Raw genomic sequence first — 22,032 nt, forward strand, 5'->3', positions numbered from 1 at the left:
CTTACAACATAAAGTACTACGCAAAAGGGTCCCAACAAGGGGCCCTTTCCGTTTTTAATAGCTAGTTGCTACAGCAACTATAAATAAATAAAATCAATCACATACACATGAAAATTGCCATACAGGGGTTTGAAGGATGTTTTCACCAGGTAGCTGCCCAGGGATATTTCGGGAAAAATGTCGAAATAGAATGCTGTGCCTCCTTTTCGGAACTGGTTAAGAAAGCAAAACAGCAACCCGATGTGGATGCAGGTATCATGGCCATCGAAAACTCTATTGCTGGCAGCATTTTACCCAACTACAGCCTCATCAAAAATTCAGGCCTGCATATTACCGGTGAAATCTACCTGCAGATTAATCAGCACCTGATGGTATTACCGGGTCAAACAATGGAAGACCTCCGGGAAGTACATTCTCACCCGATGGCATTATTACAGTGTATGGACTTCCTGGAAAAATACCCACACATCAAACTGGTAGAAACAGAAGATACCGCCCTCAGCGCCAAACATGTAAGACAGAAGAAACTGAAAAGTACCGGTGCCATTGCAGGTAAACTGGCGGCAGAAATCTTCGAGCTGGACATCATCGCTCCTAATATTCATACAAATAAAAATAACTATACCCGTTTCCTGGCTGTATCCCGCACACCAATGGCTACACCAGAAGATGCCAACAAAGCTTCGGTATATTTTCAGACCAGTCACGACAGAGGAAGTCTGGCTAAAGTACTGACCCAGATCGCAGTAGCAGGTATTAATCTCTCTAAACTGCAATCATTCCCTATCCCGGCAAAAGAATGGAACTATTACTTCCACGCCGATATGGAATTCGATAACGCCGCTCACTTTGAAAAAGCATTGTCTAAAATAGAGCCACTCACCGAACACCTCACAGTACTTGGTATTTATAAAAAAGGGAAAACACATTAATCAGTTTTATGCAGATACAGGTTGCTAAAAGATTACAAGGCACAGAAGAATACTACTTCTCCAAAAAACTCAGGGAAATAGAGGAAATGAACCAAACAGGTACAAAGGTGATCAACCTGGGCATCGGTAGCCCGGATCTACCTCCTCATCCTTCTGTGGTGGCTGCATTAAACGAAAATGCTGCTTTGCCCAATACCCATAACTACCAGGGCTATAAAGGTATTCCTGCCCTGCGTAAAGCAATGGCGGAATGGTATCAGCGCTATTATAACGTAACCCTGAATCCAGATACAGAAGTATTGCCACTGATAGGTTCCAAGGAAGGGATTATGCATATCTGCATGACCTATCTGCAGGAAGGAGATGAAGCGCTGATTCCTAATCCAGGTTATCCAACCTACCGGTCTGCGGTAAACCTAAGTGGTGCTACCGTAGTGGATTACGACCTGACAGCAGAAAACAGCTGGTTGCCCGATCTGGATGTTCTGGCAAAAAAAGACCTGAGCCGTGTAAAACTGATGTGGGTAAATTATCCGCATATGCCTACCGGTGCCAAGGTAAACAAGGAGTTCGCCGCTAAGCTGATCACTTTTGCAAAGCAACATAACATCCTCATCTGCCACGATAATCCATACAGTTTCATTTTAAATGAGCAACCGGAAAGTCTGCTGCAGTTTGAAGGCGCAAAAGATGTGGTACTGGAACTGAACTCTCTCAGCAAATCTTCCAACATGGCAGGCTGGCGTATAGGCATGCTAGTTGGTAAGGCAGAATGGATTGCAGAAGTATTGCGCTTTAAAAGCAATATGGATTCCGGTATGTTCCAGCCTATGCAAATGGCCGCAGTAAAGGCTTTGCAACTGGGAAAAGACTGGTACGATGATCTGAATAAAATATACCGTGCACGCCGCGAAAAAGTATTTCAACTACTGGATCTGCTGCATTGCACTTATGATAAAAACCAGGTAGGAATGTTCGTATGGGCAAAAATACCTGCGACTAACGAAAATGGCTATACGCTGACTGATGAAATACTACAAAAAGCCCGTGTATTCATTACACCCGGAGGAATATTCGGTAGTAACGGTAACGGCTATATCAGGGTGAGTCTTTGCCAGGATGAAAAAGTTTTCCAGGAAGCGATAGAACGCATCAAAACAAGCATACAATGATTGTAACAATAATAGGTACCGGATTAATAGGTGGCTCACTCGCCATCACGCTGAAAGAAAAAGGCGTGGCGGAGCGGATCATCGGAGTAGATCAGAACCAGGAACACCTGCAGCGTGCCCTGGACCTGAACATCATCGATGAGGGGGCTACGCTGGAAGAAGCGATGCTTCGCTCCGACCTGGTAGTACTGGCCATTCCTGTGGATGCAGTACTGCAGGCGTTGCCCGGTATTATGGACAAAGCACGCCCCGGCCAGGTAATTATGGATGTAGGTTCTACGAAAGAAAAAATATTGCAACTCGTTGCCGGTCATCCCCACAGAGGTCGCTTCGTTGCTGCCCATCCGATGGCCGGCACCGAGTATTCCGGTCCTGATGCTGCCGTACGCAATCTTTTCGTACACAAAACCATGGTATTATGTGACGTGAAAAACAGCGATGAAGATGCCCTGGAAGTAGTGGAAAACATGGTAGACCAACTGCAGATGCGTACTGTATATATGAATGCGGAAGAACATGATCTGCACACGGCCTATGTATCACATATTTCTCACATCACCTCTTTTGCACTGGCACTCACCGTGCTGAAAAAAGAGAAGGAATCAGGCCGCATTTTCGAACTGGCCAGCGGTGGTTTTGAATCTACCGTGCGCCTTGCGAAAAGCTCTCCTGATATGTGGGTGCCCATCTTCAAACATAATCGCAACAATGTGCTGGACGTACTGGAAGAACATATCAACCAGCTACAGCAAATGAAAACATTGCTCGAAACAGAAGACTACGATACCTTTTATAAGCTGATTCAAAAATCCAATAAAATCAGGAAGATCCTGAAATAATTTAATTCTGATAATCTACTTAACTTCAATACTATGGTACAGACAATGGAACAGATATTATCTAAAACCAAATTCTCCGATCCGTCTTCCGATAAAAAGCCGTTGATCATTTCCGGACCCTGCAGTGCAGAAACCGAAGAGCAGGTATTAGCCACCGCACTGGCCCTGCAAAAAACAGGTAAAGTAGACGTGTTACGCGCTGGTATCTGGAAACCACGTACCCGTCCCGGTTCCTTCGAAGGTATCGGTACCAAAGGTCTCGCATGGCTGCAGAAAGCCCGCGAAATCACCGGTTTACCACTGGCAGTGGAAGTAGCTACTGCTAAACAGGTAGAAGATGCGCTGCATTTTGGTGTAGATATTCTGTGGGTAGGTGCACGTACTACAGTAAACCCTTTCTCCGTACAGGAAGTAGCTGATGCGCTGAGAGGTGTGGATACTACTGTGTTAATTAAGAATCCTATCAATCCTGATCTGGAACTGTGGATCGGTGCCGTAGAAAGAATTCAGAAAGCTGGTATCAACAAAGTTGGTTTAATCCATCGTGGTTTCTCCAGCTATGGCAATACCCAATACCGTAATGCGCCGATGTGGCACCTGGCTATTGAACTGAAACGCCGTATGCCGGAACTGCCAATGATCTGCGATCCTTCTCACATCTCCGGCCGCCGCGATATCTTACAGGAAGTTTCTCAGGAAGCAATTGACCTGGATTACGATGGTCTGATGCTGGAAACACACGTAGATCCGGACAACGCATGGAGCGATGCAAAACAACAGATCACACCGGAAAAACTGGCTGACCTGCTGGATGGTATCGTTTGGAGAAGAGAACATACCGATAAAAAAGACTTCAACTCTGCCCTGGAAAAACTGCGTGCGCAAATCAACCAGGTAGATGATGAAATTATGCTGTTGCTCGGCAACCGTATGAAAATTGCAGAAAAGATCGGTACCTACAAGAAAGAAAATAATATCACCATCCTGCAAACAAACCGCTGGAATGAAATCCTGGATCGCAACATCGCGAAAGGTGAGAAACTGGGCCTGACAAAAGAATTCATCCTGAAATATTTCGATGCAGTTCACCTGGAATCTATCAACCGCCAGAACAAAGTGATGAACGAAGAGAAATAGAGAGCTATTAGCTATTAGCTTTTAGCTTTTAGTAAATGCAGCGAAGTTTAACATATTATGATCTCCGCTGCATTTACTAAAAGCTAAAAGCTAAAAGCTAAAAGCTAATTGCTAACAGCTAAAAGCTAACAGCTAAATGCTAAAACAGACCCACCAGTTTGAACAACAGGAAACTACCTATTTTTTAGGAGAAAGCCTGCTGCAGCTGGGCAATCATGTAGACCGTAACAGGGCAGTACTGGTAATAGATGAAAATGTAGAACGACATCACGGTCATCATCTGCACGACTGGAAAAAAATTGTGGTGCCGGCAGGAGAGGAGTTGAAAAACATGGCTACCGTTGAAACAATCATTGATGGTTTGACGGCACATGAAGCCGATCGAAAAACCACCCTGGTAGGTATTGGCGGCGGTATGATCACAGATGTAGCCGGGTTTGCAGCCAGCATTTATATGCGCGGTATTCCCTTTGGATTTGTACCCACTACTTTGCTGGCCCAGGTAGATGCTTCTATTGGTGGCAAAAATGGGGTGAGTCATGGTAAACATAAAAATCTGCTGGGCATTATCCGCCAGCCGCAGTTTATTTTGTTCGACTATACCTTGCCACTCACCATGCCGGCAGAAGAATGGCATAACGGCTTTGCAGAGATCATCAAATACGCCTGCATCATGGATGCAGAACTGTTTGATTTCCTCGAAAAGAACCGGGAAAAAGCATTGTCGCGCGATGTGGCAATACTGGAATACCTGGTGGAAAAATCTGTTGCAGCAAAAACAAAAGTAGTACTGGAAGATGAGCTGGAAACCGGCCCACGCCGCTGGCTTAACTTCGGTCATACCCTCGGACATGCAGTGGAAAAGCTGGAACATATTGCACACGGCAAAGCAGTGGCAATAGGGATGGTAGCAGCCGCCCGTTTTTCTGAGAAGCTGATGAATTATCCCACGGAACAAACTATCCGTCTTATAAAACTGATCAGCGACTACCAGTTGCCGGTGGCTTTTACTTCTGATAAAGAAGCTGTGTTCGACATCTTTAAACTGGATAAAAAAAGGGAGAAAGACGTCATACATTTTGTATTACTGGAGCAGACAGGCAAGGCTACCACCATGCCCATACCCATTGCAGAACTGAAGTTGTTACTGCAGGAGTTGTAAAATTTTTTCTAATCAATTTAAAGGCGGACGAAATATACATATGCAAGTTACTGTATCACCAGCCAGCATTACCGGCACTGTTACGGCCAATCCTTCTAAAAGCGCTATGCAACGCGCTGTAGCAGCAGCTTTGCTGGCAAAAGGAACTACCATTATCCGTAATCCGGGTCTCAGTAATGACTGCCTGGCAGCACTGGAAGTAGCCGAAAATCTGGGCGCTAAAATCAAACGGGAATACGATTATTTTGAAATCACCAGCAATGGTGTAGCGCCGTTTTATGATGAAATCAACTGTGGTGAATCCGGTTTAGGTATTCGTATGTTTACCCCCATCGCAGCCTTGTCATCCCTGCCTATTACGATCGAAGGGCATGGTAGCTTAACTACCCGCCCTATGGATTTCTTCGAACAGGTATTGCCGCAGCTGGATGTGAAATGTACTACACAAGGCGGTAAACTGCCCCTGCACATACAGGGTCCTTTACAACCTAAAAATATTACCATCGATGGTTCACTCAGTTCACAGTTCCTCACCGGCCTGCTCATGGCTTACGGTGCTGCTGCGGAAGATGTTACCATCACGGTAACAGATCTGAAGAGTAAACCATACATTGCGTTAACCCTGCAACTGATGGCACACTTTGGTGTACAGGTGGAAGAAAAGAATTTCGAAACATTCCATTTTGGAAAGAAGCAGGCCTATAAAGCCTGTGATTATACAGTGGAAGGCGACTGGAGCGGTGCCGCATTTCTGCTGGTGGCAGCGGCGGTAGCTGGTAAAGCAGAAGTGCAGCATTTGAATGTTGCCTCCGCACAGTCAGATAAAGCGATACTGGAAGCATTGGAAAAAGCAGGTGCACAGATGATGTCCGGCGTTTTCACAGTGAACATAGAAAAAGGTGGACTGAACGCATTTGAAATAGATGCAACAGATTGTCCAGACCTGTTCCCTCCACTGGTAGCACTGGCTGCTAACTGTAACGGTACTACGAAAATTAAAGGCGTAAGCCGCCTTGCACATAAAGAAAGTGATCGTGGTTTAACACTGCAGGCTGAATTTGGTAAGATGGGTATTAAAATAGATCTGCAGGGCGATATCATGTTGGTACATGGTGGTACTGGTATCAAAGGAGCATCCGTACATTCACATAACGACCACCGCATTGCGATGGCTTGTGCAGTAGCCGCACTCACCGCAGATGGTCCGGTAGTGATCGACAATGCAGAGGCGATCAATAAATCCTACCCGGAATTTTATGATCACCTGGCGCTGTTAGGTGGTAAGGTAGCGGTAACCGTATAGCTTTAGCCGTTAGCGTTTAGCATCTCTCTAAAAGCTAACAGCAAAAGGTGTTTTTTCACTTTAAATTATCAGCGTGTGAACAGTTTTGGCAGATTATTCAGGGTAAATTTTTTTGGAGAATCGCATGGCGCCAGTGTTGGCGTAAATATAGATGGCATACCCGCTGGTTTGCCATTAAAGCAGGAAGATTTCCTGGCAGACCTGGAACGCCGTAAAGGTGGCTCCAGAGGGACTACCCCCCGCAAGGAGGAAGACTTGCCCTTCATCAAGTCCGGTGTATTCAACGATCATACCACCGGCGCACCCGTGACTATTCTCTTTGAAAATAATAATACCCGCAGCGCAGATTACGACAAACTGCGGGAATTCCCCCGCCCGGGGCATGCCGACTTTGTGGCAACCGAAAAATTCGGTGGCTTCGAAGACTTCCGCGGTGGCGGACATTTCAGCGGAAGACTCACCCTCAACCTGGTAGCCGCCGGCGTGATTGCAAAGAAAATTTTAGGTAACGATATACAGGTAAATGCTACCATCACAGAAGTAGGTGGTTATGCCAACCCGGAAGAAGGTCTGGAAGCAGCCATTGCAGCGAAAGACTCTGTAGGCGGTATTGTGGAATGTGTGGTGAATGGCTTGCCCATCGGACTGGGAGAACCTTTCTTTGACTCCCTGGAATCAGCACTGGCACATGCCGTATTTGCTATTCCTGCTATCAAAGGTATTGAGTTTGGCGCCGGCTTTGCTGCCGCAAAAATGAAAGGACTGGAACACAACGATGCCATTATCGATAAAACGGGTAAAACCGCTACTAATCATGCAGGTGGTATTGTTGGCGGTATCAGCAATGGTAATCCGCTGGTATTTCGTATAGCCGTTAAGCCTACATCCAGCACCCCTAAAGAACAACAAACACTGAACATAAAAAGTGGGGAAGTGGAAACTTTCAGCGTAAAAGGCCGCCATGACCTTTGCATCGCGCTCCGCGTACCAGTGGTACTGGAAGCCGTAACGGCCATGGTGTTGGCAGATTTTATGCTGCTGGAACAGCGCAGACCTCGCGTATGGAAAGGATAATGATGGTATAAGCTATAAAAAGGGATGGCCGGAAATATTTCCGGCCATCCCTTTTTATAGCTTATACAGTTTACTGTTCTATTGCCAGTAATTCTACATCAAACACCAGTGTGCTTCCGGGGCCGATTTTTGGACCAGCACCACGATCGCCGTACGCCAGCTCAGAAGGGATGAAAAGACGCCATTTAGAGCCTACAGGCATTAATTGCAGCGCTTCTGTCCAGCCTTTGATCACACCACCCACCGGGAAGGAGATAGGTTGACCTCTGTCTACAGAGCTATCGAACACGGTGCCGTCAATTAAAGTACCGTGATAATGTGTTTTTACTTTGTCGTTAATAGTTGGTTTAGGACCATCGCCTGCTTTCAGGATCTCATACTGTAAGCCATCAGGCAGTGTTACTACGCCTGGTTTTACTTTGTTCTCCGCCAGGAATTTAAGTCCCGCTTCGCGGTTTTTTGCAGATTTGTCAGATTTTAACTGCTGCAGATAATTACTTATGCTCATATCACATTGTTCTTTTGATAGTAATAATGTTTGATTCTTCAGTGCATCCTGTATGCCTTTGGCTAACATGGCGGTATTGACATTATCCAGTCCTTGTGCTTTCAGATTTTCAGCGATGCTGGCCCCTATACCATAGCTCACCGAATCCAGACGTGTTTTCAATACCGGTGCTTTAACGGCGCCTTTCACGGCAGTTTTGGCGACAGGTTTCTTAGGTGTAGGTTTGGTTTGGCTGAAACCTTGTACAGACAAGCATCCCAGCGCACCGATGAACAGGTATTTTTTGTACATAAAAGAATTGTTGTCAGAAATAGTATTTAAAATAAGGGTTTTATTGATGCCTGCAAGTTAATCAATAAAATATTTCACCGGGCAAGGCTTTTGCAGCATTGAACATTCAGGTGGAATCCTTGTTTTCCTCCCATAGTTCGATTATCCGTCTTTTATGAAGAAATATACCCTGCTTTTTTTACTGTTATTTTTCGGGAGATGGCTATCCGCGCAGGATACCACTGATTTGTGGAGAAAAGCCAGGATGAACCCTAACCTGGGCAGCCATAAATATATTGAGCTGAAAGTCCACGGGGGTACGCATCTGTATTCAGGCGATGAGCTGAAAAACGCGCTGAATGACGGTTACAAGTCGCTCGAGCTGAGAATGGGCTGGCAATCTACCGGCGAAAAAGCGTGGCAGCGTGTATTTAATTATCCAAGTTATGGAATCGGTTTCTACACTGGCGACATCGGTAACCCCACAGTTTTGGGTAACCCCAGTGGGATATATTCTTTTTTTTATGCCCCTTTTCACCGCCGTAAGAAAAATTATTTTGAAGCAGGGCTCTCACTGGGGATCACTTACGATTTAAACCCCTACGATTCCGGCGCCAACCCGCTGAACGATGCCATAGGCTCCAAACTCGATGTGTATTTTAATGTGGGCATCACCGGGGTAGCGAAAGTATCAGATTCATTTGACTTCCTCTATGGCGCCGACCTGACACATTTTTCCAATGGCCGTACCCATACACCTAACCTGGGACTGAACATGGTGGGACTTAACGTAGGATTACGCTACCACTATAATACAATTCGCAGCATTGTAAAAAAACAAATCGACCCTACTTACACCGCGCCACGGCGACCCACCTTCATCGATGCGCCTATACCCCGCCAGCTACACTACAATGAAGTCAGCGCATACGCTGCCTTTGGAATAGTACAGGCATCCAGTGACGAACACCTGGACGCCTTTTATGGTACAGCCTCCCTGATACTGGAGTATAATCGTCGGATTTCCCATAAAAACAGCTTTGGCGGCGGGCTCGATGGTTTTTATGATGGCTCCCTGGGCTGGACTTATCACAAGCTTTACACCAACGTAAAACCCAGCGATAAAATGCTGATGGGTATTCATGCCGGATATGTGCTGCACCTGAGAGATTTTGAAGTAAGGGCGCAGGTAGGCACCTATGTATGGAAAAGGGATGGTGAAAAAGGAGATTACTTTATGCGCCTGGCGCTGCGCTATAATATCGGTAAATACGGATTTGTGCAACTGGGCCTTAAAACCCAGGACGGTGTAGCATCTGATTGGATTGAATGGGGAGGAGGAGGGAAGATAGCTTTTAGCCGTTAGCTTTTAGCTTTTAGCAAATGCAGCGAAGACCAACATATAATGATCTTCGCTGCATTTGCTAAAAGCTAAAAGCTAACGGCTAAAAGCTAACGGCTAAAAGCTAACAGCTATTTCACTATCGGCAGTATCACACTTGATGGATGCTGTGCATCGTGGTAAATGCGGATGGTTGCCTTTTTAAAATCTTTATCAGTGGCTTTATAAATATCCATGAATTGCTGCGGATTGCGATCTACCAGTGGGAACCAACTGCTTTGTACCTGGATCATCATGCGGTGTCCCTTACCAAAAGTATGGGCTACATCCGGCAAAGTAAATTTCACGGTAGCAGGTTGGTTAGGTACAAATGCTTCCGGATTTTCCAGGCTGTTACGGAATTTACCCCTCATGATTTCTGCACGCACCAGCATCTGGTAGCCTCCCATAGGGTAGGTGGAAGAAGGTACGCGGCGATGTTCGCTGCTGGCATCTTCTTCATATTTAAAATCATCGGGAAACACATCAATCACTTTTACAATGAAGTCAGCATCTGTAGTGCTGGTGCTGGCAATGATATCTGCTACCACCGGACCTGCCAGGGTGATATCATTGTTCAGTACATCACTTTCAAATACAGCTACATCCGGTCTGCGGGCCGCAAAGCGCTGATCATCCGTCATGTAGTTAATGGTGCGGTTAAAATGCACATCTTCTGTATAAGGAACAGGTTTTGCAGGATCGCTTACGTATTCACTGAAACTATTGCTGACAGATGGTTTGGTGAAAGCCAGCTTGCCATCTTCCTGCAGGTAAACAGGTTGTTCTTCCACATTAGCCGGAGGCCATTTAGGAAGTTGTTTCCATTTGTTTTCGCCGGTAAAAAAGATGGTAGCTTCTGCAATACCAGCGGCTTGTCCTTTGCCTTTCAGGTAATAGTTGAAGAAAGGAATTTCGATGTTGTTGGCGTAGTACTCAGAGGTATTGCTGCCAAAGCGCACATTACCCAGGTGGGTACCATCAGTAGAACCCCACTGACCATGATACCATGGCCCCATAACGAGACGGTTGTTGGTACCGGGACTTTTCTCTTCTATTGCTTTATAGGTATTCCAGGCACCGAAGCAATCTTCTGCATCAAATAAACCACCTACTATCAGCATAGCAGGCTTTACGTTTTGCAGGAAGTTACGCACGTTACGCGCTTTCCACCAGGCATCGTAAGTAGGGTGAGCATACATCTCGTGCCAGAAGGCTACACTGTCGCCGATGATTTTGGCGAAGTTAGGCAGCGCACCGGTTTCCAGGTAATATTTGTAGTTGTCGTGTGTATAGTAGCTGATACCTTTAGGTCCTACAGTTGTTGGTTTTGGATGCGGCTGATCAAAAACGGTGTAGAAAGAAAAGGCGTCAGAAATAAAGAATGCACCGTTGTGGTGAAAATCATCTCCTATAAACCAATCTGTAACAGGCGCCTGCGGGCTTACTGCTTTCAGTGCAGGATGACCGCTCAGCGCAGCCATGGTAGAGTAGAAGCCGGGATAGGAAGTGCCGAGTACGCCTACATTACCGTTGTTACCGGTAATATTTTTTACCAGCCAGTCAATGGTATCATAAGTGTCGCTGGCTTCATCAATTTCTTTCTTTCCTTTTTTAGCAGGATTAAAAGGACGCACGTTTACAAACTGACCCTCACTCATCCAGGTGCCTCTAACATCCTGTGTCACTATAATATATCCCTCTTTCAGGTAGGTATTAAAGTGGTTTTTGTAATAAGGACGGAAGTTGTTTTCGCCATAAGGAGCACAGGAATAAGGTGTGCGCGTCATTAAGATGGGGTGTTTTTCCGATTGATCTTTTGGTAAGTAAACGGAGGTAAACAGTTTAACACCATCCCGCATTGGGATATATAATTCTTTTTTGGTGTAGTGCTCGTACATCCAGAGTGAGTCCTGGTTAACGGCTCTACATGCCATGGGCAACAGGAACAGCGTGGCGCAGGCCAGCAGCAGCCATTTTCTCATAAACAGTTTATTTAAAGATTTAGATCGTGACTAAAGTAACAAAAAAATGTGGATAGCCCGGCAGGTATATGGGGAACGGTTATTGACCCAGTTTTTCCCTTTCTTTTTTAGGAAGACTGGCCACTACCAGGTTGTAGGAATCTTTAATCCATTGCAACAGGAGTTTATTGGCGATGCCGGAATGTACGTCCACGGTATTCCAGTGCTTTTTATTCATGTGATAGCCTGGAATTACACCCTCATAGCGCTCGCGCAGCTCTATGGCTTCTTCCGGATCACACTTCAGGTTAATGGAGCGGAAGTCGGATAGTCCACTGAGGGCAAACACTTTGCCGCTTACTTTATACACAAGAGTTTCATCTCYAAAAGGGAATTCTTCGGTTACACCGGGAAGAGAAAGGCAATATTCCTGAAATTGAGCGAGGGTCATGGGTGATAATGATTTACTGATTTTTGTAGTCAGATGTTGACCACAAAAATCAGTAAATTTTTGGAATTATAGTATACTGAGGATCATTTGCCGCGCTATACCTGATATGTGTCAGCAGATATTTACTGTCATGGGTGAATGTGATGCTGTCTATATAAGGCAGATGCTTCGCTTTACGGGAAGAATAATTGTATTGGAATGATGAATAACTACTTCGGTAGTTTAACAAGGCCGTAAGTAATTTTAAAAACCCCGCTGTTACCTTGGAAAGTGCTTTCCTGTACAATGTCTGTTCCGGCAACAGTGGTGGAGGTAACGGTTTGATTTTCCCCGTTTCTACCGGCAGCCGTCACTTTAGTGAGGTTGTTCTGACTGAGTAGCGATGCGTGCATATCAGATAGGTCCAGTGCCAGTATCGGATTTTTGGCAACATAACCATATAGCGGATTGATGAGCTTTCCGTATTCCATTACGTACCTGAAATCGTCGGATGAGCTACCGCCACTATAGTAATAAACATCGTTGAAAGTAGTGATGTTATTACCGGTGTATCCCCATTCCGTGTAATTCACGATTTTGGCAGTGCCGGAACGAAGGGTATCTTTTGTATTAAATAACGCCAGCCTGTTATTGGCATCCAGCTTGAGCGTGGTGGTATCCCTGCCAACGGCTTCTCCGGTGAGTTCGGCATAGGAGACACTGTAAATAATCACTTTTTCCGGTTTCCATCCGATAGAATCGGTAGATTTCAGGTACATATTGGCCTGACGGTAATTCTGGTAATTGACGGAACGAAGCAGACGGCCATCGGCATCATAGGTGTAGATGCTTTTTTGTCTGTAGGCTTTATCATCTTCATCATAGATCCAGTTTTCAGCAATCTGGTTGTTCGCATAAATGAAGCTGTCTACAGGCGTACCGGTGAAGTAAATGGTTTTTACCTGGTAGGTATCTGCTGTTTTTTCAGGAGCAGGAGCATCATCTTTTTTGCTACAGGAGGCGAGGGCCAGGAGTGCGGCTGCTGCTATACATTTCATGGCAGCCGTGTTTTTAAACTTAAACATGCGATATAGGATTTTAGGAAAGACAGTTGTGTTATTTAGCTTATCATGTATCAACCAGTACCTCCTATTATAAGAAAATCAGCCGGTAGCGGCTGATTTTCTTATCGTGAAGTCGGCTATGTTGGTATTATAACGTGACCGGATATACGATAATAACAGAGAAAATTATTTCTTATTGATACTAATGATCACACGGGAATAACGGGCATACGTGATTTCTACTTCCTGTCCGGCACGATATCCTTCCAGTGCACCACGCATCCAGTAAAACAGGCGTTTTTTCCTGTTTTCCAGCAGGATCATAATATTGGTCTGCGAGTCATTGTTTTCCAGGTAAACAGCTTCCATTGGTGCATTCAGCGTACCTTTCTGTAATGCAGAAAGATCCTTCTTAATGGCCCAGTAACGAATGTCTGTTACTTTAATCAGTGCAAATATCAGCGCTACCACAAAGCTTAACAGCCATACCCAGAACCAAAGGTTTTTGAACGACAGGAGCGAATCATCTGCATCACCCAGGTTGTTGTGGGTATACAAATAAATTTGCGGGATAACAGCTGCGATCAATAATAACCCAAAACCTATAAGGATAAATTTGATCAACTGTTGTTTGTTTCTCTTCAGCGCATCCTGTAATAAAAAGTGTTCCTCAGTTGTAATAAAGGTGTAGTCAGACATAGTTGTTAGATGGTTTTTCAATAGGCTAATATATATATAAACAATTAATTAATTAATATTATATATATAAATTTTTATTTAGTGGTTATCATTTTGCTTGTTTGTAGTGGTTTTGAGATAATATGTGTTAAAATATTATTACATATTTTGTAAGATGAACATATGAGGGCAACATACTTCCCCGGGTTTATTAACGTATTTATAATTATGCATGTGGCTTTGAGTGAAAATAGTTTTCTAATTTGCGACCCATTATAACCCATCATCTGTTATTCTTCCCCATTTTATTAGCTGTTAATCATAAAACAATAATTGTGAAAAGGTTTTTTTTATTCGCCGTTGCCCTGCTATTGATCGGCATCAATAACTATGCACAGGATACGGCCCAACTAACGGTAGAAGGAAGGAAAAACAGCGCTACGCAGCAAACCAGGCCTTATGTGATCATGATTTCCATTGATGGATTCCGGTATGATTATGCAGAAAAATATAATGCAAATCAGCTGTTGCAGTTATCAGGCGCAGGGGTACGGGCTACCGCCATGCAACCCGCTTTTCCATCACTGACTTTCCCCAACCATTATTCACTGGCCACCGGGTTATATCCCGCACATCATGGCCTGGTAGATAATTTCTTTTATGATCGTAAGCGCGATGCCGTATACAAAGTGGGTAACCGCGATGCCGTGGAAGACGGTACCTGGTACAATGGTGTGCCATTATGGGTGCTGGCAGAAAAACAACAAATGATCAGCGCCAGCTATTTCTGGGTAGGCTCTGAAAGCGCCATACAAAATGTAAGACCCACTTATTACTTCAGATACCAGGAAAAAACAGGCATCGACCAGCGCATTCAGCAAGTGGTTAACTGGCTGCAGCTACCGGAAGATCAACGCCCGCACCTGATCACTTTTTACTTCCCGGAAGTAGATCATATGGGACATGGCTATGGCCCGGACACCGACAGCGTTCGCAGCGCCGTACAATTGGTAGATGCTGCCATYGGTAAAATGGTGGCAGCTGTCAACAAACTCCAGTTGCCCGTAAATTATATCGTGGTGTCTGATCACGGTATGATGGCGGTAGATACCGTAAATGCCATACAATTGCCTGTAGTACCGGAACTGCAGCCCATGAAAATAATGGCCAGCAATGAAAAGGTGATGCTGTATGGTAAAAATGAACAGGAGATAAAAGCCGCCTATGACTATCTTAAAACACATGAAAATCATTATACCGCTTACCTGAAAAATGAAACACCGGAAAGATGGCATTACGGACAGGAAGATGTGTATAACCGTATCGGTGATATTATTCTGTTGGCAGAAGCTAACTATGCATTCGGTACATCCGGTAAAAAAATGCACCCCGGACATCACGGCTACGATAATAATCTCACCAATATGAACGTGGTATTCATGGCCTGGGGCCCCGCTTTTAAATCCAATACCCGCATCGCTACATTTGAAAACGTACATGTGTATCCGTTAGTAGCGAAAATATTAGGGCTGGACATTACACAACCGATTGATGGCAGGATGGAAGTACTGGAACCCATCTTGAAATAATAACCGCTTTACATAAAAAGAACGGGGATAGAAATGAATCTATCCCCGTTCTTTTTTTATGTAAGACAAACAGCTTACGCAGTTACTTCCTCATATGCACTTGCAGGTTCGCAGGTACAAATCAGGTTCCTGTCGCCGAACGTATTATTGATACGGCTTACAGAAGGCCAGAATTTATTTGCTTTCACATAATCCAGTGGGAATGCTGCCTGCTGGCGGCTGTATGGACGGGTCCATTCGTCAGCAGTGATCACCGCCTGGGTATGTGGCGCATTTTTTAATACGTTGTTTTGTTTGTCGGAAGTACCTTGCTCTACTGCAGCAATCTCAGCACGGATAGACAACATGGCATCGCAGAACCGATCCAGTTCACCTTTATCCTCACTTTCAGTAGGCTCAATCATGATGGTGCCCGGAACCGGGAAACTCATGGTAGGTGCGTGGAATCCATAGTCCATCAAACGTTTGGCCACATCTTCCGCTTCGATACCGGCAGATGCTTTAAACGGACGAAGATCTACGATGAACTCATGCGCACAGGTGCCATTAACACCGGTATACAAAATCTCATATGCTTTTTCCAGTCTTGCCTTCATATAGTTGGCGTTCAGGATAGCATATTCAGAAGCTAATTTCACACCTTTGGATCCAAGCATACGGATATATGCGTAGGAAATCAGCAGGATGCTCGCAGAGCCAAACGGAGCTGCAGATACTGCATTGGAAGGTTTGCCATTATTCAGCGTAACGTGACCAGGCAGGAATGGTGTCAGGTGTTTTGCCACGCAGATAGGGCCCATACCGGGACCGCCGCCACCATGAGGGATAGCGAAGGTTTTATGCAGGTTCAGGTGACACACATCTGCACCAATCAGACCAGGAGCAGTTAAGCCTACCTGTGCATTCATATTGGCACCGTCCATATATACCTGTCCGCCATGTTCGTGAATAGCAGCACAAATTTCTTTCACACTTTCTTCATATACACCGTAGGTAGATGGATAAGTGATCATGATACCAGCCAGGTCATTGCTATAGGTAGCTGCCTTTGCCTTCAGATCTTCTACATCGATATAACCATTTTCCAGTGCTTTTACGATCACTACCTTGTAGCCCGCCATTACTGCAGACGCAGGATTGGTACCGTGTGCGCTGATAGGAATCAGCATGATATTACGGTGGCCCTGACCTCTGCTCTTCTGGTATTCACGGATAACGAGTAAGCCGGCATATTCACCCTGCGCACCACTGTTAGGTTGCAGACTGCATGCGTCAAAACCGGTAATCTTGCTCAGGTATTCACCCAGTTCAGTTGCCATCTGTAAATAGCCACCTACCTGGTTAGTTGGTGCAAAAGGATGCATTTTGCTCCAGTGTGCCCAGCTCAATGGAATCATCTCAGTAGCTGCATTCAGTTTCATGGTGCAGGAACCCAGGGAGATCATGGAAGTATTCAGGGAAAGATCCTTGTTTTCCAGCATCTTCAGGTAACGCATCATTAATGATTCGCTGTGATGATTGTTAAACACCGGGTACAGCAGGTAAGGAGAAGTACGCTGTAAGTCAGCAGCAATACCGGTAGTTCCGTTAGAAACTGCGGCAGCATCTGTTTTACCGGCGCCAAACACCTGCAGGATATCATTCACATCTTCAATAGTCACCGTTTCATCCAGAGATATACCTACATTACCATTAGCGAAATAACGGAAGTTGATACCTGCTGCTTCAGCAGCTGATTTTATATCGGCGCCTTCTATTACGATAGTATCAAAGAAGTTATCAGCTACCAGTTTCAGCCCTTTCGCTTTCAGCTTGCCAGCCAGTGTATTGGTCAGCAGGGAAATGCGGGTAGCAATATTTTTCAATCCTTCCGGACCATGATATACCGCATACATAGCGGCCATGTTAGCCAGCAATGCCTGTGCAGTACAGATGTTGGAAGTTGCTTTTTCACGTTTGATATGTTGTTCACGTGTCTGCAATGCCATACGCAATGCACGACCACCGTTTGCATCAATGCTCACGCCAATGATACGACCGGGGATAGAACGTTTGAAGTCATCCTTCACTGCAAAAAATGCCGCGTGGGGACCACCAAAGCCCAACGGAACACCGAAGCGCTGTGCAGAACCAAAGGCGGCATCAGCACCCATTTCGCCCGGAGAGGTCAGCAGGGTCAATGCCAGCAGGTCTGTTGCCACACCTACAAATGCACCTACCGCATGTACGCCGTCTATGAATGCACGGTAATCAGCAGTAGCTCCTACGTTATCAGGATACTGGATCAGCGCACCAAAATAAGATTCATCGAAAGAAGCTGTTTTGTAGTCGCCTACTACCACTTCAATCAGCAGCGGTGTAGCACGGGTATAAATCACATCCAGCGTTTGCGGATATACGTTATTGTCTACAAAAAACTTAGGCCTGGTTACATGATCATGATCCTTGTTCAACGCATTGAAGAACATGGTCATCGCTTCAGCTGCCGCCGTAGCTTCATCCAACAGGGATGCATTGGCAATTGGCAGCCCAGTCAGATCACATACCATCGTCTGGTAGTTCAGCAGGCTTTCCAGTCTGCCCTGAGAAATCTCAGCCTGATACGGGGTGTACTGTGTATACCATCCTGGATTTTCAAATACATTACGCAGAATAACGCTCGGCGTAATAGTATCGAAGTAACCCTGTCCGATATAGTTACGGTATACCTTGTTTTTCAGTGAAACTTCCTTCAGATGACGGAGATAATCACTTTCACTCATCGCTGCAGGAATAGCCAGTGGCTGTTGCATACGGATGGCGCCCGGAACTGTTTTGCTGATCAGCTGATCCAGGTTGGAGGCCCCGATGGTTTCGAGCATCTGGTTGGTCTCCCCTTCATTCGGCCCTATATGACGGTGCACGAATTCATTTTGTTGAATATCAAAAAGATTCATGATGTAAGCAGGTAATTTGAAATAGAATGCGCAAAGCTATGCAGATTTTAAGCAACGGCCAAACAATCAACACTGGCGGGGGAAAACAGTGATAAATGACAGATAGTTAAACTACGTTTATGTCATGATTTTGTCCATCTACTAATTACCTATCTTTGCATCAAATGAGCAAAATATTAGAAGACTGGGAACAGAAAGCCCAGGATAAGCAAAAGGCTAACAAACAGTTCCTCGCGAAACTGCAAACCCGTCGCGGTAAAGGGGTGGAGAAGCTGTTGCCCGATCTCCACGAGGAAGCATTCAGTAAAATCGACTGCCTCCAATGTGGCAATTGCTGTAAAACCATCAGCCCCCGCTTCAAAGGCCCCGATATCAGGCGCATTTCAAAGCACCTGGGCATGAAGGAAGGCGACTTTATAGAAACTTACCTCCGACTGGATAAGGATGAGGACTATGTGGTGAAATTCACCCCCTGCCCATTCCTTGGGGCAGATAACTACTGCGGCATCTATGATGTACGCCCGGGCGACTGCGCCAACTATCCCTACACAGATAGCTACGACTTCTTCAAACGTCCGAAAATTACATACGAAAACAGCACCACCTGCCCCGCCGTTTATTATGTACTGGAAAAGTTGAAAGAGAAAATGGATTTATAGAGCTTTTAGCCATTTTAGCTGTTAGCTGTTAGCAAATGCAGCGAAGACCAACACAACATGATCTTCGCTGCATTTGCTAACAGCTAACAGCTAAAAAGCTACGGTTTCAAATCCAGCTTACGCATCGCCGGCGAAATAACATAAGTTGTAATGACTACCCCCAGTGTTACACAACCTCCAAATACTACCGAAGGCACCAACCCAATCGCTCTGGCCATAAAGCCACTCTCAAAAGCTCCCAGCTCATTGGATGAACCCACAAACATAGAACTAACGGAAGCTACCCGCCCACGCATATCATCAGGGGTTTTTAACTGCAGAATCGTTTGACGGATAATGACACTGATGCCATCCAGGGCACCACTGATCAGCAACGCAAATATCGACAGGTAAAAACTGGTGGAAAGGCCAAAAAGTATAATCGTTAAACCAAAGCCGAAAACCGCTGCCAGCAACTTAATACCAGGTTTGTAAACCAACGGCTTATGTGCCAGTATAAACATGGTTACCAGGGCCCCCACTGCGGGTGCAGAGCGTAACAGGCCATAACCAAGAGAACCCACATGCAGTACATCCGTGGCAAATGCCGGCAACATCGCTACTGCGCCGCCAAATAATACTGCAAACATGTCCAGCGCCATCGCATTCAATACCACCTTGGTTTTCCATACAAAACGCATCCCTTCGGTCAGCCCGGTCACAAAGCTTTCTCCCTTCGACTTATAGTAAATGGGCTTAGGCTTTATTTTAATTAAACTGTATAACGGCGCAAGGAATATAAACACTACCAGTAACATCGACCAGTATACCCCAAACCAGTGAATAAATAGTCCACCCAGCGCAGGCCCCATTACACCACCTATCTGCCACGCAGAGCTGCTCCACGTAGAGGCGTTGGCGTATAATTCCCGCGGTACGAGCAACGACATTAAAGTAAAGTTAGAAGGACTGGTAAAGGCGCGTACAACGCCGCCCATAAACACCAGCAGATAGATCAGGTTGAGCACCCAGTGTGTGGAAATACCCACTACTGCACGATCCCAGGTAAGCAGAAACAATCCTGAGCTGATAAAAATATAGGCAATCACACATTTAAGCAACATGCCCCTTTTCTCCCGCTTGTCTACCATATGCCCCGCGAAAGGCGACAGCAACACTGCCGGTATCACTTCAGACAAACCAATCAATCCAAGTGAGAAAGGGTCTTTGGAGATTTCATATACTTTCCATTCGATGATGGCAAACTGCATCGCCAGTGCAAATACAAGCGCAAAGCGGATAACAAGGTAGTAATTGAATTCCGTAAAGCGTAGCGAAGCGTATGGGTCGTTCTTTTTCGGTGCCGTTGTGTCCAACCTGATGTGTTTTTTGCGAAGATACAAAATAGCTTTTAGCCGTTAGCTTTTAGCTGTTAGCAAATGCAGCGAAGACCAACACAATATCTTCTCCGCTGCATTTCCTAAAAGCTAAAAGCTAACAGCTAAATGCTTTATATTTAGTCTGCATAAATACCGCAGCACTATGAAACTATATTCCATGATTTTCCGGGCTTTATTACCGGTAGTGTTCCTGCAGGTCGCGTGTGCGGGCAGCGACGCCAAAAAAGAGATGGCGCCACCGGTCCGTAAAGCGAAGCTGCAGCTGGTGACAGATGGGTTTATATCTCCCGTAAACATGGCAGTACCTGGTGATGGCTCCGGTAGGTTATTTTTTTGTCAGAAAGAAGGGAAAGTATGGATTGTACAGCAAAACAAGCAATTACCTACCCCATTCCTGGATGTTAGCAGTGATATGATCTCTGTGAATCCCGGCTATGATGAAAGAGGGTTACTTGGAATGGCTTTCCATCCCGATTTTAGAAGAAACCATAAATTTTATGTGTATTACAGCGCTCCCACAACAAAGAAAGGATTCAATCATACCAGCCGGCTGGTAGAATTTACGGTGGCTGCCGGCAATCCCAATATTGCTGATCGGGCTACCCGCAGGGTATTGCTGGAAGTCGATGAACCAGAATCCAATCATAATGGTGGTCAGCTGCAGTTCGGCCCGGACGGTTACCTGTATATAGGTTTGGGTGATGGCGGTGGTGGCGGAGATAAACATGGTACTATTGGTAATGGACAGGATCTTACTACCTTACTCGGCAAAATATTAAGAATAAATGTCGATGGTACACCCTATAAAGTGCCTGCAGATAATCCTTTTGTAAACCAGCCCGGCGCCAGACCTGAAATATGGGCATATGGTCTCCGCAACCCATGGCGCTTTTCCTTCGACAGGAAGAGCAAGATGCTGTTTACCGGAGATGTTGGACAAGATAAGTATGAAGAGGTGGACATCGTCATAAAAGGAGGCAACTATGGTTGGCGCATCATGGAAGGCTTTCACGATTACAACCTGCCTGCCGGCACCGATAAATCACAGTTGATTGCCCCTATCCACGAATACAACCACGATCTGGGGATAAGTATCACCGGTGGATACGTTTACCGTGGTAGCGCAATCCCTTCACTGCAGGGACTATACGTTTTTGGGGACTACAACGGGAAAGCCTTTGTACTGGAGTCAAAAGGGAATAAATGGGAACGCAACACCCTGCAATTGTCTGGCCTGCCTGCCGATAACATGCAGATACTCAGCTGGGGAGAGGATGAACAGGGCGAACTTTATGTACTCACCAGCACCTCTGGCAGGGATGGTTTCAAAGGAGCAGTCTACAAACTGGTGAAAGATTAGTCCTATTCAACATTCCGTATACTTTAACCGTTATCTAACCGGATGCCTTACAAACGTGCAGTGTGGCGGTTATGTGGCTGTTTTCAGCCGCATATCTCTCCCAGCACCCGTTTGGCCCAATTTTTTGTTAAAAGGAAATAAATTGCGCGACCGACGGGTGATTTTATTTTATATTTGATTTGACAACGTTTACGT

General features: G+C 45.4%; 18 protein-coding genes. 11 read left to right on the forward strand and 7 right to left on the reverse strand.

The features are described 5' to 3' along the window. Positions 1-107 precede the first annotated feature (107 nt). From AC1DP6_RS23210 to AC1DP6_RS23240, 7 genes are all read left to right on the forward strand, one after another. The gene (locus AC1DP6_RS23210) at positions 108-932 is read left to right on the forward strand and encodes a prephenate dehydratase (protein WP_441572319.1); all 825 of its coding nucleotides are present in this window, start codon (positions 108-110) and stop codon (positions 930-932) included. 8 nt (positions 933-940) lie between these two features. After that, positions 941-2,104 carry a pyridoxal phosphate-dependent aminotransferase gene (locus AC1DP6_RS23215; protein ID WP_477056961.1) on the forward strand — a complete coding sequence of 388 codons (1,164 nt, stop codon included), beginning with the start codon at positions 941-943 and terminating at the stop codon, positions 2,102-2,104. Then, a complete protein-coding gene (locus AC1DP6_RS23220; RefSeq protein WP_441572317.1) occupies positions 2,101-2,943 on the forward strand; it encodes a prephenate dehydrogenase in 843 nt (280 codons plus the stop codon). Before AC1DP6_RS23215 ends, AC1DP6_RS23220 begins: the two co-directional genes overlap by 4 nt. 33 nt (positions 2,944-2,976) lie before the next feature. After that, positions 2,977-4,080 carry a chorismate mutase gene (locus AC1DP6_RS23225; protein ID WP_441572316.1) on the forward strand — a complete coding sequence of 368 codons (1,104 nt, stop codon included), beginning with the start codon at positions 2,977-2,979 and terminating at the stop codon, positions 4,078-4,080. A 136-nt stretch (positions 4,081-4,216) separates the two neighbouring features. Continuing rightward, a complete protein-coding gene (aroB, locus tag AC1DP6_RS23230) occupies positions 4,217-5,242 on the forward strand; it encodes a 3-dehydroquinate synthase (RefSeq protein WP_477056962.1) in 1,026 nt (341 codons plus the stop codon). A 40-nt stretch (positions 5,243-5,282) separates the two neighbouring features. Then, the gene (gene aroA / locus AC1DP6_RS23235) at positions 5,283-6,545 is read left to right on the forward strand and encodes a 3-phosphoshikimate 1-carboxyvinyltransferase (RefSeq protein ID WP_477056963.1); all 1,263 of its coding nucleotides are present in this window, start codon (positions 5,283-5,285) and stop codon (positions 6,543-6,545) included. Between the two features lie 75 nt (positions 6,546-6,620). Continuing rightward, positions 6,621-7,619 carry a chorismate synthase gene (locus tag AC1DP6_RS23240; RefSeq protein WP_477056964.1) on the forward strand — a complete coding sequence of 333 codons (999 nt, stop codon included), beginning with the start codon at positions 6,621-6,623 and terminating at the stop codon, positions 7,617-7,619. A 70-nt stretch (positions 7,620-7,689) separates the two neighbouring features. Here the strand turns inward: AC1DP6_RS23240 and AC1DP6_RS23245 are convergent, their stop codons facing one another. Further along, the gene (locus tag AC1DP6_RS23245) at positions 7,690-8,418 is read right to left on the reverse strand and encodes an FKBP-type peptidyl-prolyl cis-trans isomerase (RefSeq protein WP_477056965.1); all 729 of its coding nucleotides are present in this window, start codon (positions 8,416-8,418) and stop codon (positions 7,690-7,692) included. 154 nt (positions 8,419-8,572) lie between these two features. Here AC1DP6_RS23245 and AC1DP6_RS23250 point away from each other — a divergent pair, with 154 nt between their 5' ends. Further along, the gene (locus AC1DP6_RS23250; protein WP_477056966.1) at positions 8,573-9,763 is read left to right on the forward strand and encodes an acyloxyacyl hydrolase; all 1,191 of its coding nucleotides are present in this window, start codon (positions 8,573-8,575) and stop codon (positions 9,761-9,763) included. Positions 9,764-9,870: 107 nt separating this feature from the next. On the opposite strand, the gene AC1DP6_RS23255 is transcribed toward AC1DP6_RS23250, so the two are convergent. From AC1DP6_RS23255 to AC1DP6_RS23270, 4 genes are all read right to left on the reverse strand, one after another. Further along, positions 9,871-11,763: a CocE/NonD family hydrolase gene (locus AC1DP6_RS23255; RefSeq protein ID WP_477056967.1), complete on the reverse strand. Its 1,893-nt coding sequence runs from the start codon at positions 11,761-11,763 to the stop codon at positions 9,871-9,873. A 79-nt stretch (positions 11,764-11,842) separates the two neighbouring features. Next, on the reverse strand, positions 11,843-12,193 hold the full coding sequence (locus AC1DP6_RS23260) for an MmcQ/YjbR family DNA-binding protein (protein WP_477056968.1): 351 nt from the start codon (positions 12,191-12,193) through the stop codon (positions 11,843-11,845). Positions 12,194-12,402: 209 nt separating this feature from the next. Continuing rightward, positions 12,403-13,257 carry a hypothetical protein gene (locus tag AC1DP6_RS23265; protein ID WP_477056969.1) on the reverse strand — a complete coding sequence of 285 codons (855 nt, stop codon included), beginning with the start codon at positions 13,255-13,257 and terminating at the stop codon, positions 12,403-12,405. A gap of 165 nt (positions 13,258-13,422) precedes the next feature. Further along, complete coding sequence (locus AC1DP6_RS23270; protein WP_477056970.1) at positions 13,423-13,935, reverse strand: hypothetical protein; 513 nt, start codon at positions 13,933-13,935, stop codon at positions 13,423-13,425. A gap of 314 nt (positions 13,936-14,249) precedes the next feature. Between AC1DP6_RS23270 and AC1DP6_RS23275 the strand changes: the two genes are divergently transcribed. Continuing rightward, positions 14,250-15,503, forward strand: coding sequence for an alkaline phosphatase family protein (locus tag AC1DP6_RS23275; RefSeq protein ID WP_477056971.1), 1,254 nt, complete (start codon positions 14,250-14,252; stop codon positions 15,501-15,503). A 74-nt stretch (positions 15,504-15,577) separates the two neighbouring features. On the opposite strand, the gene gcvP is transcribed toward AC1DP6_RS23275, so the two are convergent. Beyond that, a complete protein-coding gene (gene gcvP / locus AC1DP6_RS23280) occupies positions 15,578-18,439 on the reverse strand; it encodes an aminomethyl-transferring glycine dehydrogenase (protein ID WP_477056972.1) in 2,862 nt (953 codons plus the stop codon). A gap of 164 nt (positions 18,440-18,603) precedes the next feature. On the opposite strand from gcvP, the gene AC1DP6_RS23285 reads away from it, so the two are divergent. After that, positions 18,604-19,098 (forward strand): YkgJ family cysteine cluster protein, encoded by a 495-nt coding sequence (locus AC1DP6_RS23285; RefSeq protein ID WP_477056973.1) that lies wholly within the window; start codon positions 18,604-18,606, stop codon positions 19,096-19,098. A 98-nt stretch (positions 19,099-19,196) separates the two neighbouring features. Here the strand turns inward: AC1DP6_RS23285 and AC1DP6_RS23290 are convergent, their stop codons facing one another. Beyond that, positions 19,197-20,453: an MFS transporter gene (locus AC1DP6_RS23290; protein ID WP_477056974.1), complete on the reverse strand. Its 1,257-nt coding sequence runs from the start codon at positions 20,451-20,453 to the stop codon at positions 19,197-19,199. 166 nt (positions 20,454-20,619) lie between these two features. Between AC1DP6_RS23290 and AC1DP6_RS23295 the strand changes: the two genes are divergently transcribed. After that, complete coding sequence (locus AC1DP6_RS23295; protein WP_477056975.1) at positions 20,620-21,837, forward strand: PQQ-dependent sugar dehydrogenase; 1,218 nt, start codon at positions 20,620-20,622, stop codon at positions 21,835-21,837. The last annotated feature ends 195 nt before the right edge of the window (positions 21,838-22,032 follow it).

Source organism: Chitinophaga sp. 01L420, assembly GCF_056399985.1.